14 protein-coding genes and 1 pseudogene are annotated in these 15,811 nt (G+C 44.1%); 12 read left to right on the top strand and 3 right to left on the bottom strand.

The genetic code is table 11. The features are described from left to right. Position 1: 1 nt before the first annotated feature. The 4 genes and pseudogenes from Xbed_RS06815 to Xbed_RS19370 all read left to right on the top strand — a co-directional run. Positions 2–655, top strand: coding sequence for a DUF4310 family protein (locus Xbed_RS06815; RefSeq protein ID WP_086112161.1), 654 nt, complete (start codon positions 2–4; stop codon positions 653–655). A 15-nt stretch (positions 656–670) separates the two neighbouring features. Next, entirely contained in the window at positions 671–1,870 is a 1,200-nt protein-coding gene (locus Xbed_RS06820) for an amidohydrolase/deacetylase family metallohydrolase (RefSeq protein ID WP_086112162.1), read from the top strand. Next, positions 1,854–2,981, top strand: coding sequence for a DgaE family pyridoxal phosphate-dependent ammonia lyase (locus tag Xbed_RS06825; protein WP_086112163.1), 1,128 nt, complete (start codon positions 1,854–1,856; stop codon positions 2,979–2,981). The genes Xbed_RS06820 and Xbed_RS06825 overlap by 17 nt, the downstream gene beginning before the upstream one ends. An 88-nt stretch (positions 2,982–3,069) precedes the next feature. Next, positions 3,070–3,231, top strand: a pseudogene (locus Xbed_RS19370) (M20 metallopeptidase family protein); the annotation flags it as partial. Positions 3,232–3,329: 98 nt separating this feature from the next. Here Xbed_RS19370 and Xbed_RS06835 read toward each other — a convergent pair. After that, complete coding sequence (locus Xbed_RS06835; protein WP_086112165.1) at positions 3,330–4,247, bottom strand: hypothetical protein; 918 nt, start codon at positions 4,245–4,247, stop codon at positions 3,330–3,332. Positions 4,248–4,635: 388 nt separating this feature from the next. On the opposite strand from Xbed_RS06835, the gene treB reads away from it, so the two are divergent. The 5 genes from treB to Xbed_RS06860 all read left to right on the top strand — a co-directional run bounded on the left by treB (position 4,636) and on the right by Xbed_RS06860 (position 10,845). Then, positions 4,636–6,069, top strand: a complete 1,434-nt coding sequence (gene treB / locus Xbed_RS06840; RefSeq protein WP_086112166.1) for a PTS trehalose transporter subunit IIBC — start codon at positions 4,636–4,638, stop codon at positions 6,067–6,069. An 18-nt stretch (positions 6,070–6,087) separates the two neighbouring features. Then, positions 6,088–7,752 (top strand): alpha,alpha-phosphotrehalase, encoded by a 1,665-nt coding sequence (gene treC / locus Xbed_RS06845; RefSeq protein ID WP_086112167.1) that lies wholly within the window; start codon positions 6,088–6,090, stop codon positions 7,750–7,752. A 477-nt stretch (positions 7,753–8,229) separates the two neighbouring features. Continuing rightward, positions 8,230–8,709, top strand: a complete 480-nt coding sequence (locus Xbed_RS06850; protein WP_244182421.1) for a hypothetical protein — start codon at positions 8,230–8,232, stop codon at positions 8,707–8,709. After that, positions 8,710–9,036 (top strand): lysozyme inhibitor LprI family protein, encoded by a 327-nt coding sequence (locus Xbed_RS06855; RefSeq protein WP_086112168.1) that lies wholly within the window; start codon positions 8,710–8,712, stop codon positions 9,034–9,036. A 297-nt stretch (positions 9,037–9,333) separates the two neighbouring features. Then, positions 9,334–10,845: a right-handed parallel beta-helix repeat-containing protein gene (locus Xbed_RS06860; RefSeq protein WP_086112169.1), complete on the top strand. Its 1,512-nt coding sequence runs from the start codon at positions 9,334–9,336 to the stop codon at positions 10,843–10,845. 1 nt (position 10,846) lies between these two features. On the opposite strand, the gene Xbed_RS06865 is transcribed toward Xbed_RS06860, so the two are convergent. Beyond that, on the bottom strand, positions 10,847–11,293 hold the full coding sequence (locus tag Xbed_RS06865) for a GNAT family N-acetyltransferase (protein WP_086112216.1): 447 nt from the start codon (positions 11,291–11,293) through the stop codon (positions 10,847–10,849). Between the two features lie 398 nt (positions 11,294–11,691). Between Xbed_RS06865 and prlC the strand changes: the two genes are divergently transcribed. Together prlC and rsmJ are read left to right on the top strand one after the other, a co-directional pair. Continuing rightward, on the top strand, positions 11,692–13,734 hold the full coding sequence (gene prlC, locus Xbed_RS06870) for an oligopeptidase A (protein ID WP_086112170.1): 2,043 nt from the start codon (positions 11,692–11,694) through the stop codon (positions 13,732–13,734). Between the two features lie 6 nt (positions 13,735–13,740). Continuing rightward, positions 13,741–14,484: a 16S rRNA (guanine(1516)-N(2))-methyltransferase RsmJ gene (rsmJ, locus tag Xbed_RS06875; RefSeq protein ID WP_167371879.1), complete on the top strand. Its 744-nt coding sequence runs from the start codon at positions 13,741–13,743 to the stop codon at positions 14,482–14,484. 57 nt (positions 14,485–14,541) lie between these two features. Here the strand turns inward: rsmJ and Xbed_RS06880 are convergent, their stop codons facing one another. Beyond that, positions 14,542–14,844: a transposase gene (locus Xbed_RS06880; protein WP_086112172.1), complete on the bottom strand. Its 303-nt coding sequence runs from the start codon at positions 14,842–14,844 to the stop codon at positions 14,542–14,544. A gap of 300 nt (positions 14,845–15,144) precedes the next feature. Between Xbed_RS06880 and Xbed_RS06885 the strand changes: the two genes are divergently transcribed. After that, positions 15,145–15,621, top strand: a complete 477-nt coding sequence (locus tag Xbed_RS06885) for a VapA/VapB family virulence-associated protein (RefSeq protein ID WP_086112173.1) — start codon at positions 15,145–15,147, stop codon at positions 15,619–15,621. The last annotated feature ends 190 nt before the right edge of the window (positions 15,622–15,811 follow it).

The raw sequence follows: 15,811 nt of genomic DNA on the forward strand, positions 1-15,811 counted from the left end.
CATGAATACGCAACTGAACAAGCCTGATTTTTGGTACGCAGAATGGACATTCCCCCTGTTTGTTGGCCTGCTGTCAGCGGGAATTTTTGCCGGCACGCATATGTATGTGGTGTACGGATTTGGTGCATTTAATGAAGTGGCTTTCGTCGCGATGTTGCGTTCCGGTATCGACACCGGGGTTTATGGCGCGGTTGCCGCATTTGGTGCCAGTTTTCTGTTTGCCCGTATTGTAGAAGGATCATTGGTTGGCATTCTGGATATCGGCGGCGCATTGCAAACAGGCATTGGTTTAGGGGTTCCCGCACTCTTGCTGGCGGGAGGTTTTGATTTTCTGGTCACTAACTTCTGGGCATCTCTGATCACGGGCATGTTGCTGGGTGTTCTCGTCGGTCTGGTGATCATCCTTGCCCGTAACTTCACGATTGCGCAGGGAAATTCCACCTTTGGTGCAGATGTCATGATGGGCGCAGGGAACGCTTCAGGAAGATTCCTCGGCCCTCTGATTATGTTGGCAGCAATGATGGCTTCCATTCCGATTGGCCTCGGTTCGCTGCTTGGCGCACTGCTGTTCTATCTGTGGAAAAAACCCGTGGCAGGGGGTGCCATTCTGGGAGCCATGGCACTCGGCTATTTTTTCCCTGTCGCAACATCCTAATAAGGACAGGTGTCTATGAATGACTTAATTATTAAACAAGGAAAACACATTAATGGGGATGTGATTGATATTGTCATCAATGGTGGCAGAGTGACTGCCGTTGGCCCTGAGGCAGCGGCAGGCTTGCCCTCTATCAAGGAAATTGATCTGCACGGCCATTATTACGTCAGCGCGGGCTGGATTGATGCTCACACTCACTGCTACCCGCAATCGCCCCTCTATTATGATGATCCCGATTTAATCGGTGCCGCCTCGGGTGTGACAACCGTGGTTGATGCGGGGAGTACAGGGGCAGATGATATTGATGATTTTTATGCCATGACGCGCAAGGCTAAAACCCATGTCTATGCCTTGTTGAATATTTCCCGCACTGGTATCTGCTGCCAAAACGAGCTGGCTGATATGGCACAAATCAACAATGAACACTTACAGGATGCCATCAGGCGTCACAAAGGTTTTATTATCGGATTGAAAGCCCGCATGAGTCAAAGCGTGGTGGGTGAAAATGGCCTCCAGCCGCTGATTAAAGCCAAGATCATGCAGAAAGCGAACGGACTGCCGCTCATGGTGCATATTGGTAACCCTCCCCCCCATCTGGAAGAAATGGCTGACCTGCTGACCAAAGGCGATATCATCACTCACTGTTTTAACGGTAAGCCCAATCGTATTCTTGATGAAGCCGGCAACCTGAAACCCGCCATTCAGCGGGCACTTGCGCGAGGCGTTATGTTGGATGTCGGGCATGGCACAGAAAGTCTTAGCTTTTCCATTGCTGAACAGGCGATTAAATTCGGCGCCCATCCTCACATGATCAGTTCAGATATCTATCAAAGAAACCGCGTTGGCGGGCCAGTCCACAGCCTCGCCACGGTGATGACGAAATTCCTCAATCTGGGGTTGTCTCCTGAATACATTCTTAACTGCGTGACAATCAATGCAGCAAATCTGCTCCATCTTCCCCACAAAGGCAGGCTGGAACGGGGCTGCGATGGCGATATCACTATTTTTGATCTAAAAAATCAACGCATTGAACTTGTCGATGCCGAAGGGCAAATCAGGATCGGCACGCAACAATTTGTTCCCATCGCGACTGTCATCGCGGGAGTCCATATCGTCGTGGCAGAAAATGTCACAAAGAAAAACATGTCAGTGGAAAATACCCCGGCCAAAAATGCAACGACGAACAGGAGTCCCCTCAATGGCATCCCTCTATGAAAAATACCAATTACGCCAAGTGATCAATGCCGCCGGACGTATGACGGCGTTGGGTGTTTCAACACCTGCCGAGCCAATCGTTGCGCAGGTCACGGCCGGGCTGACACACTATTTTGAGATGGATGATTTGGTCGATAAAACCGGCAACTACATCGCTAAATTACTCAATGTGGACAGTGCGGTGGTCGTTTCCTGCGCTTCTGCTGGGATCGCGCAATCCGTGGCTGCGGTCATCAGCAAGGAGGATGATGACCTGCGGCTTAACCTGCACAATTCGGATAAATCCGTTGCGCGTGAAATCATCCTGCCCAAGGGACATAACGTGAATTTTGGTGCCCCCGTTGAAACCATGATTACCTTGGGAGGCGGTAAAGTGATTGAAGCGGGCTTCGCCAACGAATGCAGTGCGGCACAACTCGCCGATAAAATCACGCCACACACTGCGGCGATCCTCTATATCAAATCCCACCATACCGTACAAAAAAGTATGCTGACCGTGGCAGATGCCGCTCGCGTTGCACAGGCCCACAACTTACCCCTGATTGTGGATGCCGCCGCAGAGGAAGATTTAACGCTCTATTATCGGCAAGGGGCCGATTTAGTGATCTACAGTGGTGCCAAGGCCATTGAAGGCCCTACCAGCGGACTGGTGATTGGTAAACAGCCTTATGTTGAGTGGGTCAAAAATCAGCGTTACGGTATCGGGCGGGCCATGAAAATTGGCAAAGAAGGCATTCTCGGCCTGACGCTGGCCATCGAAAGATATCTTAATGATCCCGAAAATGATCACAAAGAAACAGGCGCAGAAATGGTGGCAAGAATGGCGCCGTTTATTGAGAAGCTGAACCAGATTACCGGCGTCACCGCCAACGTCGTTTGGGACAGTGCCGGCCGTGATATTGCCCGGACTGAGATCACGTTTGATGAACGACTCATCGGCAAAAATACATTCGATATTCTGGCCCAGCTCAGGCAGGGCGATATTGCGATCTACTTTCGGGAATACCACGCCAATGAAGGCAAAGTCGAAGTGGATATCCGCAGTGTGACATTAATGCAACTGGATACGATCACAACGGAGCTTAGGCGGGTGCTGATGGATGGAAAATAATGGCTCTCTTACCCTATGCCCTTCATACTTCAAGTTGCCTCTTTGTTGGCTGCGCTCACTCCCCCAGTCACATAGTGCGTCAAATTCTATGATCAATGCCACCCAAGATCGGGTGGGTGCCATGTTCTTCCTCGGCAGCGGCAATAAAGCAAAAGGAATTGATAACTATCTGCACGCTAATCCTTATTTTATTGACGATGATTGCCTGCTGGCTGGGGCACAAATCTTTATTAATCTGGTGACGCATTAATTACCACTTACGTCCGGTCATAGTAAGATTGGCCGGACGCGATGTTGTACTTTTTCTGTTTATAAGAACATAATTCATTATATTAATCAGATAATTTTTTAATTATTAAAATTTCTTAATTGATAACCTCCTCTTAATATACCTATCATTCTTGGCACTCGGACTTCAGGACGGAATAATCCATTTACAATCAAATTAATCTCCTTATCACTGCGCGCTGAGAGAAGTTTTTTCTTATCATTTTCATCTTTCAACTCCCTTATGTCATGAATGATAGAGTACAATAATCCATTGATAGAATTTTCATAACCTGAAAAAATACTTCTCCCTCGGCGGAGTCTTCTTTCTCGAAGATGATCTTTTGAAACGACACTGATATCAAGATGATCTATCGTTCTATTAATACCTTTAATAAGATGCTGCTTAGGTGATAAGTGATCAAACAAAACCATAGAAGAATGTCTTAAAGAAAAGTTTCTCGGCGTATATCTAACGCGATAAAAAAAGCAGCCAAATCGGCTTTGAATTTTCTTAGGCTCTTCACCTACCTCAAATGAAAAAAACACATAATCATCATTTCCTAATCTTTTTATATCATCCGGAGTTGAATTTCTATTATTAAATTCAACACCTTTCTCCAAAAGACGAACTCTTGAATAGAGATTTAAGTCTCCGGTTGAATTATTTTCTGTAAAGTTTTTATCGCTAACATGTACAATATAAAATGCTTGTGACATAAAGTTTTCTGCAAACGTTGATTCCTCATTTGTCAAATTACCTAAACTTTTTCTCAGATCATCTGCCATCGTTCTCATATTAAAATGCAGATTAGGATAATAATCAAAATTCACCGTTTTGTTAAAATCGTATATTTCCTCAAATGTAGAAACACCATGTTTGGCCTTTGCATTATCTGCATTACGTCTCATTGTATCACTCATTCTGTCAATGGCGCGGTTTTCCCAACACTGACGAAAAGCCCTTTTTATTCTATTCGCGGCATCTTCTTTATTCATATCTCACCTCATTATTATTTACATAAAAACATTGAAGATTTAAATAATAAGTTAATTGGCAGGCAGAAAGTCAGATTCAATAGTGAAAGATAGAGTTTTTCTACCACTCGATAGCACTAATCATAACTCACATCAATTAATTACTAAAGAAATTAAAACCCCTGTAATCTTTTTTGCAAACAGAAAAAAGCATTTAATTTCAAATAAATGCCGTAAAATGTGATCCAAAACTCAAACAAAAAATATTTTAATATTAAAAAGCGAGAAATCTGACTAGGATAAATCAGCTATTATCTCAGTCTATACACTATCTCATCACGAGAGTAATCATTCTGTTAATCGCAAAACTCCATTATTTATCACTCCTGCCATACCAAGGAGAAAAGGCATGAAGAAAAAACAAATAAATCAAAAGGATATTGATAAACTTATTACTTTAATTGGCGGGAAAGAGAATATCGCTTCCGTCAGTCATTGTATCACCCGCCTCAGATTCGTTCTCAATACACCAGAAAATGCCGATGCCAAAGCGATTGAAGAGCTACCCATGGTTAAGGGGTGTTTCACCAATGCCGGCCAATTTCAGGTGGTTATCGGGACGAATGTGGATGTTTATTATAAAGCCCTGCTTGAAACCACAGGAAAACAATCCGTTAATAAAGAAGAGGTTAAACAAGCCGCTCGTCAAAATATGAAATGGTATGAAAATGCAATTTCACATTTTGCTGAGATTTTCTTCCCCTTACTGCCCGCCCTGATAAGCGGCGGTTTGATCCTCGGTTTTCGTAACCTGATCGGGGATATCCCATTCAGTGAAGGCAAATCACTTGCACAACTCTATCCGGTCTGGCAAAGCATTTATGATTTCCTCTGGCTCATCGGTGAAGCGATATTTTTCTACCTCCCTGTGGGTATCTGTTGGTCTGCCGTCAAAAAGATGGGAGGAACGCCAATTCTAGGGATTATTCTCGGCATTACGCTGGTTTCCCCGCAATTGATGAATGCTTACCTGCTTGGGCAGCAAACCCCCGAAGTCTGGAATTTCGGCTGGTTTACCATCTCTAAGGTTGGTTATCAGGCACAAGTCATTCCTTCCTTATTAGCCGGTCTAACGTTGGGATGGATTGAAACCCGGCTGAAAAAATGGGTGCCGGATTACCTCTATCTTGTGATTGTTCCGGTGACTTCCCTGCTATTGGCCGTTCTCCTTGCCCACGCTCTGATAGGGCCTGCCGGACGCGCTATCGGTGATGGCGTTGCCTGGGCGGTTAAAGGGTTAATGACCGGTAGCTTTGCTCCAATCGGTGCCGCCTTATTCGGTTTCTTCTATGCCCCGCTGGTGATCACAGGTGTCCACCAGACAACGCTGGCCATCGACCTGCAAATGATCCAAAGCACCGGCGGAACCCCCATCTGGCCTATCATTGCACTCTCTAATATCGCCCAGGGTTCTGCTGTTACCGGAATTGTCTGGGCCAGCAAGCAACAAAAAGAACGCGAGGTTTCCATTCCTGCGGCAATTTCAGCCTATCTCGGTGTCACCGAACCCGCCATGTATGGTATCAACCTGAAATACCGCTATCCCATGTTCTGCGCCATGATCGGGGCAGGTCTGGCCGGGCTGATTTGTGGCCTCAACCATGTCATTGCCAATGGCATCGGCGTCGGGGGAATACCGGGAATTCTTTCTATCAAGCCACAGTTCTGGATGATCTATTTTATTGCCATGCTCGTCGCAATTATTGTGCCATTCTTACTGACTGTGCTGGCTTATCGTAGAAATGAACGCAAAGCGACCTTACCTAATGAACTCGCCAATTAATTTTGCAGGTATCGATTTATGACGGAACAAAAACCATGGTGGATGGACAGCGTTATCTACCAGATTTATCCCAAGAGTTTTCAGGATAGTACCGGTAGCGGCACGGGTGATATCAACGGGATCACCCAACGGCTGGACTATCTACAGCGACTCGGCGTTGATGCCATTTGGATCACCCCAATTTATCCCTCTCCACAAGTTGATAATGGCTATGATGTCGCCGATTACTGTGCCATCAATCCTGATTATGGCTCCATGGAGGACTTTGATAATTTGGTGCAAAATGCGCATCGTCGCGGTATTCGCATCATTTTGGATATGGTTTTCAATCACACCTCAACCCAACATCCATGGTTCCAGGCAGCACAGGATGTTAATAGCCCTTACCGCCAGTTTTATATCTGGCAGAAAGGTGCTGAAGGTGCCCTGCCTAATAACTGGAAATCCAAATTCGGCGGTAATGCGTGGCAATGGCAGGCAGAAAGCCAGCAATATTACCTCCACCTGTTTGCGGCAGAACAAGCCGATTTAAATTGGGAACATGAACCGGTTCGCGCCGAGCTGAAAAAAATCTGTGAATTCTGGGCGGATCGGGGTGTTGATGGCTTGCGTCTGGATGTCATTAACCTGGTCTCAAAACAGCAAGATTATCCTGACGATCCTCACGGAGATGGCCGCCGATTCTACACCGATGGCCCACGGATACATGAGTTTCTGCAAGCAATGAGCCGCGATGTTTTCCAACCCAGGGGATTGATGACCGTGGGTGAGATGTCCTCCACCGGTCTTGAACATTGTCAACGCTATGCTGCTCTGGATGGAACGGCGCTGTCCATGACGTTTAATTTTCACCATCTGAAAGTCGATTACCCCAATGGAGAAAAATGGACTCTCGCAAAACCGGATTATGTTGAACTGAAAAAGATTTTCTCAACATGGCAGCAAGGTATGCACCAAAAAGCCTGGAATGCGCTCTTCTGGTGTAATCATGATCAACCCCGCATTGTGTCTCGATTTGGGGATGAAAATGAACTGCACAGAGTATCTGCCAAAATGCTGGCAATGGTGCTGCATGGTATGCAAGGTACGCCTTATATCTATCAGGGTGAAGAATTGGGCATGACAAACCCTCATTTTGCGCGTATTGAGGATTATCGGGATATCGAAAGCCTGAATATGTATCAAGAGCGCATTGAGAAAGGGATGCCACCAGAGGATGTACTGGCGATTCTGGCACAGAAATCCCGTGACAACAGCCGAACGCCCATGCAATGGAATGATTCAGCCAACGCGGGTTTCACTACGGGAACGCCGTGGATTGCGCCTTGCCATAATTACCCAGAGATCAATGCCGAAACCGCCTTGCAGGACGAAGATTCCCTCTTCTATTGCTACCACAATTTGATTAAATTGAGAAAGCAACAGCCCATTCTGACATACGGTGATTACTTGGACCTGCTGCCAGAACATCCATCGCTGTGGTGTTATCTGCGTCGTTGGCAAGATCAAACCTTATTGGTCATTGCCAATCTCAGCGATGAAACACAACATTGGTCTCCAGAATCCTCAATCACGCATAAAGAGTGGCAGGTATTAATAAGTAATTATCCATCATCTGCGAAAATAGAGAGTGAAATTAAAATTAAACCTTATGAAGCGATATACTTAATTTCCTCATCATAATATGATTCACGCAGTCCACTCGTTATAACAAGTGGTTTATCAAGGACTTTAAATACCCTACTTCGCTGAAATCAAGGCGAAGCAGGGTATCAATATTTTTAAAACATCAAAAAAAATATTTTTCATTATTCTGGACCCTGACTCAAGGTGCGGCAGAGATAACATCATGTAACATAATAACCTCCTATAGCATTAGATAAATGGCAGATAGGGCAAATACTCAATTAACCGATTCTCTTTATCCACATATCACAAAAAATGAATATCCCAATATCATTATTATCGATAATGTGAAAGATAAAGTAGCGACAACTTTAGCTCTGGCTATCAATTGGATGGTCACTTAATCAAGAATAATAAATATATCGCTATTAATCTTGTCAACAAGTCAGCGAATATTCATGCAATGGCTGTACGTTCGTGGCACTCTTAAAAAATGTGTGCCATACTTTTTGAGTCTCAAACGAGGAGTATACCATGATGTTTTACTCGAAATACTTAACTTATTTGGGGATCTTCTGCCTATTGCCTGCCTTTGCACAAGCACAAGTCCCCTCTCAACAATTATCCCCAAGCCAGAAAAAATACCTGCAACAACAAATTAATGAACAAGTTACAGATAAATCAGCGCTGAAAGATATACAAAATTGGTCAGATAAAAAGAAAGTGGCCGAGTTTATTTGTCGCCCTTTTGCTTTACCTATCATTAAGCAACATGACAAAAACGCCGATAAAGTTTTTCTGGGTGATGAATCGCCGGATAGCATAAAACTGAAATATCCTGCTGAATTGACGGGTAAAGGTATGTACCGGACAGATGAGGGCTGGAAGGACATTCGCTTCTCCTGCAAATTAAATGCGACCGGTAAGGCACACGCATTCAAGTTCGAAAACATTGTGCCCCCCAAATTGCAAACCGGGCCAGGGCCTGTCGTTCCTTCCCATCAGGAGCAATAAATGAGATATCTCTGTCTTATGTTACTTATCCTGTCGCCACTCAGTTTCGCTGCCAGTTTTGACTGTGCGAAAGCGAAGACAGCGGATGAAAAAGCGATTTGCTCGCATCCAAAGTTGAATGATCTGGATGTGGAAATGAGTGTGAAGTATCACTTTCTACAGGGGTTATTTGCCATGGGCGTTTCAGGCGAAATGCATGATAACCAAACGGCATGGCTGAAGCAGCGCCAAAAGTGCAAGGGAGAGACCGCCTGTTTGCTGCAAAGTTACCATCAACGCATTAAGCAACTTAATACTCTGTATAATTCGATAGATAAACCCATTTGATAATAAATATTCAAGGACTCAAGGAGAAATATTTCCTCCTTGAGTTCGATGAAAAAGAGTTAAATTATTTTATTTATTAAAGCCTAATCTCAACACCAACAATAATTCAATTAACACGTTATACATTAAAGAATATAAATAAACCTTCATAATAGTGACACCCTGAAATTCCGAACATTCCTTATTCCCTGCACTGCGGGGAGCAAGGAAATACCCTACCATTTTGAAATTTTATTTATAGCCATAAATTTTAATAAAAAAACAACATTAAAAATTATTTAATCAAAAGAGAAATATATGAAAAATAAAATAACACCATTTTGTTGGTATATCTTTTATATATTAACAATACTTTCTTCATTATCTGCTCAAGCAACAGATTACTACATCGCTTGCTCTGGCAATAGCGCCTCCGGCAACGGTACATCCACTTCACCTTGGACAACACTGTCCCAAGCCAATAAAGTTAAATTAAAGGCAGGAGACCACATGCTCTTTGTTAGCGGGCATACTTGTAAAGGCAGTTTCCAGCCAACGGGAGGCGGCAGTGAGAAATCGCCTGTGATCATTGGTAAAACAGGTAAAGGCACCACGCCAATTATCGACGGTAACGGGGAATCAAATGCAATTTTGCTGGTCAATATGTCAAACTTAACATTGCAGGATTTAGAAATCATTAACGCCGCCAAGGCTGGATCAAAACGTAATGGTGTACACGTCAGACTGACTGATTTTGGTAAAAGCGAAAATATTACGCTGCAAAATCTGACAATCCACCATATCCGTGGCGGTGATTATAAAAATATTGACGGCTCTGCCGGTATTCAAGTTGGGATAGAAGGCCAAAAAATAGCATCCTATTACGATAATTTAAAAATCCTCAATAATCATATAGAAGATGTCGATCGCTCAGGGATTTATTTTAAGTCCTTATGGGATAAAAGAAGTCATTCTGTCACTACCCAAAAATGGACACCCAGTACCCGGGTTGTCATTCGCGGTAATACAGTGAAATCAATCGCAGGAGATGGAATCAAAGTTGATACCACTCTGGGCGCACTCATTGAATATAATACCTTAGCGGGTTTTCAACTCCGTTCCCATTATAATAATGCCGGGATCTGGACGTTTGATACCCAAGATACGATTGTGCAATTTAATGATGTTTCTGGCGGTGGGAGTTCTGGCGACGGCATGGCATTCGATGCAGACGCTGGCTCTATGAATACCCTTTTCCAATATAACTACAGTCACCACAACAAAGGTGGCTTTGTCATGTTGTGCCCCTATACGGGGGTATATTCTGATGGCACGATTGTCCGTTATAACATTAGCTATAACGATAAAACACGCGTGTTTCAGATGTGTCACGGGAACACCCATAAAAATAAAATATATAACAACAGCATTTATTATAACGGAACGGATAAGGTGAAATTTCTTCAGGGGCAAATGCCAACGAATTCAGATCTTGAATGGTCAAATAATATTATTTACAACACAGGTCCGGTGATGGAATTGGATATTCAGAAACAAAAACCTAATCTGAATTTTTATAATAATGATTTTGTTGGTGTTGGAAAGCTGCCGAATAATACAGATGGAAGACAACATCCGAATGGGCTATCAGTCGATCCCGCGTTTATCAGTGTGAGTGAACAAAACATTAACGGATTTAAACTCAGTTCAAAAACGCCTTTGAAGGGTAAAGGTAAAATCATTCAGAACAATGGCGGCAGGGATTATTTTAATCACCCGGTATCAACCGATAAAGCCCCCACCATTGGCGCAGATGAAGAAAAACATTGAGTTAAATACCCTGAAGATTTGGTCGGACTATTTGCCAAACAAAGTTTTCTCTATTAACAGGAGAGTAGCCAGATTTTTCATATAACCAAGGTGCCGTTGAAGTCACGAGCATGATTCTTCTTAATTTTTGCATGATGGGATGAGATTGGCAGCATATCATTAACCAACTGCCCAATTGTTTTTTCTGGTACTCTTCTAACACATAGACATCACATAAATACCCAAAAGTAGCAAAGTCTGTCACGAGTCTGGCAAAACCGATTTGAATTTTCTCTTTGTACAATCCAAACGTCAGACTGTTTTCAATCGAAGTTGTTACTGTTTCGAGATCAATGCCTTCCGCCCAATGGGAACGTGTAAGAAATTGGTGAATGGCGGTGATATCTAACAGCGATTTATCTGTTGATACACGATAGTTTTCTTTTTGCCAATGGAAGTGTTTTTCCATATTTTTATTTTTCAACATTTATTCTCCAACATTTATTTTCCAACACAATGAAATTGAACTTCTTTATTGAAATAAGAAAACAGCATTAGGCATGATATCATCGAAGTCAAACCTGCCGCTGACTCCATCTGGATTTAAAGCCAAGCCCCCCCACCGGAGACGATGATCTTCCATTGAAGAAACTGATATCGAACGGGAATTATAAAGCGTCTCCCAAGATATCCAAATTTTTACATCACTTCACAGATCTCTGACATAAAAAGACCCCAATGACTCGCATAAAAATGCGGCATTCGCATTGAACTCACGGTATCTTATCCCCATCTATCGTCAACAACCCACGGGATATAGGGCTGGTTTCAGCATATAGCCTACTACACACATATAAGGCGCTCATTATGACTAATCCGTTACTGACACCTTCTGCATTGCCTAAGTTCTCTGCAATTGAACCAAAACATGTCGTGCCTGCTGTGAAAGAGACGTTAGCCAACTACCGTCAAGTCATTGAGAGAATTTTGTCCGAAAATGCCACTTTTACTTGGGATAATCTGTGCCAGACCATTTCTGAAGAGAAAGATAAACTTGACCGGGTGTGGTCGCCAGTCAGTCATTTGAATGCCGTCAAGAATAGTCCAGAGCTGCGCGAAGCCTATGAGCAAAGTTTGCCCCTGCTCTCTGAATTCGATACTTGGCTGGGGCAACACAAAGGATTATATCTGGCCTATAAGTCACTGAAAGACAGTGAGGTTTTCAATCATCTTACCCAGCCACAGCGCAAAGTTGTTGAAAATACCCTGCGTGATTTTGAATTGACCGGCGTTGGTCTGCCAGAAGAGAAGCAGAAACGTTACGGTGAAATTACGGCCCGTTTATCTGAGCTTGGCGCGAAATTCGGCAATAATGTGCTGGATGCCACCATGGGATGGACCAAGCTGATTACGGATGAATGCCTGCTGTCAGGTCTGCCTGAAAGCGCCAAAGCCGCTGCCAAAGCGGCCGCTGAAGACAAGGGGCAGGAAGGATGGTTGCTGACGCTGAATATGCCAAGTTATCTGCCTGTCATGATCTATGCCGATGAGGGTGAATTGCGTGAGGAGATGTATCACGCCTATACGACCCGTGCTTCCGATCAAGGGCCGGATGCCGGGAAGTGGGATAACAGTGGGATCATGGCCGAAATGCTCGCGTTACGTCATGAACTCGCCCAATTGCTGGGTTTCAAGAACTATGCTGAAAGCTCTCTTGCCACTAAAATGGCTAAAACACCTCAGCAAGTGCTCGATTTCCTGAATGACCTGACCCAACGCGCCCATAAGCAAGGTGAAGAAGAGTTGGACACTCTCACCGATTTCTCCAAATCTCACTACCAAGTTGATGAACTGAAAGCGTGGGATCTGGCCTATTATGGCGAGAAGCAAAAACAACATCACTTCTCCATTGATGATGAACAATTGCGGCCTTACTTCCCTGAACAACGGGCGTTGGAAGGGCTGTTTGAAGTCGTTCGCCGCATTTATGGCATCACGGCTAAAGAGCGCCACGATGTGGATACATGGCATCCCGATGTCCGCTTCTTTGAACTGTATGATGATAAGCAGGTCTTGCGCGGCAGTTTCTATGTGGATCTCTATGCCCGCGAGCATAAACGTGGCGGTGCATGGATGGACAGTTATGTCAGCAGAATGCGTCATGCATCAGGCGTACTGCAAGACCCTATCTCTTACCTGACCTGTAACTTCAACAAGCCGGTCGGTGACCAGCCCGCGTTGTTCACTCACGATGAAGTCATCACGCTGTTCCATGAGTTTGGGCATGGCCTGCATCATATGCTGACCCAAGTTGAAGCGCTGGATGTGGCGGGTATCAATGGCGTACCTTGGGATGCGGTAGAGTGCCCAAGCCAGTTTATGGAGAACTGGTGCTGGGAGCCGGAAGCACTGGCGTTTATCTCCGGACATTATCAAACGAATGAACCCCTGCCGCAGGCAATGCTGGATAATATGCTGGCGGCCAAAAACTATCAGGCGGCAATGAAAATTTTGCGTCAGCTTGAGTTTGGCCTGTTCGATTTCCGCCTGCATGCGGAATATGATCCCGCCAAGGGAGCACAAATCCTGGAAACGCTGCACTCAGTGAAAAAACAGGTCGCTGTTGTACCATCACCGGATTGGGGACGTTTTCCGAACGCCTTTAGCCATATCTTTAATGGCGGTTATGCGGCCGGTTATTACAGCTATCTGTGGGCGGATGTTCTGGCTGCCGATGCCTATTCCCGTTTCTCGGAAGAGGGCATTTTCAACCGCACAACCGGTCAGTCGTTCCTCGACAATATTTTGAGCCGTGGCGGTTCAGAAGATCCCATGACGCTGTTTGTCCGTTTCCGTGGCCGCGAGCCAAAACTGGATGCGATGCTGCAAAGCTACGGCATCGGTGGATGAAAACCCGTGAAGATTTGTTTGATGTGTGAAGAAGGCGCTGATCGCAGCGCCTTATCGCTATTGGCTGAACGTTGGGATCTGATCCACGATGAAGATGCCGTTATGGCGCTGGTACTCACTCCCGAACGGCTGGAATTGCGCAAGCGCGATGAGCCAAAGCTGGGCGGGATTTATGTCGATTTTATTGCCGGGACAATGGCACATCGTCGCCGCTTTGGAGGGGGGCGCGGGGAAGCTGTCGCGAAAGCCGTCGGCATCAAAAAAGGTTATTTACCTTCCGTTGTGGATGCCACCGCAGGATTGGGTCGCGATGCCTTTGTGCTGGCATCCATTGGTTGTCATGTCAGAATGCTGGAACGCCACCCCGTGGTGGCTGCATTACTGGATGATGGTCTGCAACGTGGTTATCAGGATGCAGAGATTGGCGGCTGGCTGCAAGAACGAATGACCCTGATCCATGCTTCAAGCATTACGGCATTGACGGATATTACCCCTGCGCCGGATGTGGTTTATCTTGATCCCATGTACCCACATAAGCAAAAAAGCGCGCTGGTCAAAAAAGAGATGCGGGTTTTTCAATCGCTGGTTGGGGCGGATGAGGACGCAGACCATTTGCTTGAACCTGCGTGTGCACTGGCAAAACGCCGGGTGGTGGTGAAACGGCCGGATTATGCCGAACCCTTGGCGGGTGTTAAGGCATCCGCCGCCATTACCACCAAAAATCACCGTTTTGATATTTATTCTTGTTGACGGCTCCCCGCCGTAAAGAGGGTGTCGTAAAAGAGTTGAGGTCATTTTTTTAACGTGTCAGGTTGAGCCTATATCACATTCTTTAGAGCCTGTTATTTGTACGAATAACAGGTTAAAAATCCCCCATAATATCAGAACCACTGCTCTTGATAAGTTATAGGCTATCGCATGCAGGGTAAATTCCAGCTTTACCGCTGACAATCCCTTACGCCGGAAGCGTTCCAGCCCCTGAATTCCCAGCAATGCTGAAAATACCGGTTCGACTATGCTCTTTCGTTGACACAATAGCTGTTTTGACTCAAGGTTAGCCATATGTAAACGAAGTTCATCCCGCTTTTCATCTTCCAGATAGCATTTTATTCTTCTTCCGCCTTTGCCCTAAATACAAGGGCTTACGGCAGATGTTGCTAAGGTTTTATTATTAATTTTATGTGATTATAAAATAAGTGATAATTCACAATTGAAAACATTTAATCTTGTACTATGCTTTTAATATGGCTCAATTATCGTGACATCAATTTTCTGATGTATACCGAGCCAAGATATAGGATAAACCAAGTAACTTAAATAAAAATGATTAATTATTTTCTGACAATTGAGAATTAGAAATTATTTTTAAACTAACTCTGTCGATCTATAAAGTTTCGACGAGGGGGAATTATGAAAAAAACATTACCTGATGAATCACCACGTTTTTTATCTGATGAACAGAATTTGGAAATTGTCGATATTTTATCTGATATGCTAAAAGGGAAATTAGAACAGCAAACGATTGATAATGCAAGAAAAAAATTATTAGAACCTAGACCTACAGAACAATCATTTATTAATTCAGGATTGCTTGTAAGTAGTTTTGTTTTTTACCATAAATATACTTTAAATGTTTCTGGAGGAAAGGTTTTTCATGGAAAAGGAGGAGGATTATTGTCGCTAGGAAAGGGGGCATATATAGGGCATATATTTACAGATGATTTTGATATACTTTATACATATGGAAAAAAAGTTACTGTTATTTTAACACCCATTACCTCCGGTGTACAATTTTGGGATGATAATTATAATATAGTGGGGCATTTTGCAGGGGGTGGTGGAGGGAGTTTAGTCGGTACAGGTGGTGGTCATGGTTATTGGGAATAATGCTTTATTTTTCTTTAAAGAAAAATAAAGCATCGATACGGTTCAGTTATATTTTTCAATAAAAACGAAAGGGTATTTTTGAGTTTTAATAATCTGAAGAGTGAGGGTGGCCAATCTGCTTTTTTTTCAAAAAACAGTCAAAAAAGGTTGGCCATTCCCAAAAACAGTATTTTCTGCAATATCTCCCATT

It is taken from the genome of Xenorhabdus beddingii (genome assembly GCF_002127545.1).
Taxonomy (GTDB): Bacteria; Pseudomonadota; Gammaproteobacteria; order Enterobacterales; family Enterobacteriaceae; genus Xenorhabdus; species Xenorhabdus beddingii.

Bases quoted from the DNA above. Each gene is read 5' to 3' on its own strand.
- Xbed_RS06815 (WP_086112161.1), top strand. From the start codon at position 2: ATGAATACGCAACTGAACAAGCCTGATTTTTGGTACGCAGAATGGACA.
- Xbed_RS06820 (WP_086112162.1), top strand. From the start codon at position 671: ATGAATGACTTAATTATTAAACAAGGAAAACACATTAATGGGGATGTG.
- Xbed_RS06825 (WP_086112163.1), top strand. From the start codon at position 1,854: ATGGCATCCCTCTATGAAAAATACCAATTACGCCAAGTGATCAATGCC.
- Xbed_RS06835 (WP_086112165.1), bottom strand. From the start codon at position 4,247: ATGAATAAAGAAGATGCCGCGAATAGAATAAAAAGGGCTTTTCGTCAG.
- treB (WP_086112166.1), top strand. From the start codon at position 4,636: ATGAAGAAAAAACAAATAAATCAAAAGGATATTGATAAACTTATTACT.
- treC (WP_086112167.1), top strand. From the start codon at position 6,088: ATGACGGAACAAAAACCATGGTGGATGGACAGCGTTATCTACCAGATT.
- Xbed_RS06850 (WP_244182421.1), top strand. From the start codon at position 8,230: ATGATGTTTTACTCGAAATACTTAACTTATTTGGGGATCTTCTGCCTA.
- Xbed_RS06855 (WP_086112168.1), top strand. From the start codon at position 8,710: ATGAGATATCTCTGTCTTATGTTACTTATCCTGTCGCCACTCAGTTTC.
- Xbed_RS06860 (WP_086112169.1), top strand. From the start codon at position 9,334: ATGAAAAATAAAATAACACCATTTTGTTGGTATATCTTTTATATATTA.
- Xbed_RS06865 (WP_086112216.1), bottom strand. From the start codon at position 11,293: ATGGAAAAACACTTCCATTGGCAAAAAGAAAACTATCGTGTATCAACA.
- prlC (WP_086112170.1), top strand. From the start codon at position 11,692: ATGACTAATCCGTTACTGACACCTTCTGCATTGCCTAAGTTCTCTGCA.
- Xbed_RS06885 (WP_086112173.1), top strand. From the start codon at position 15,145: ATGAAAAAAACATTACCTGATGAATCACCACGTTTTTTATCTGATGAA.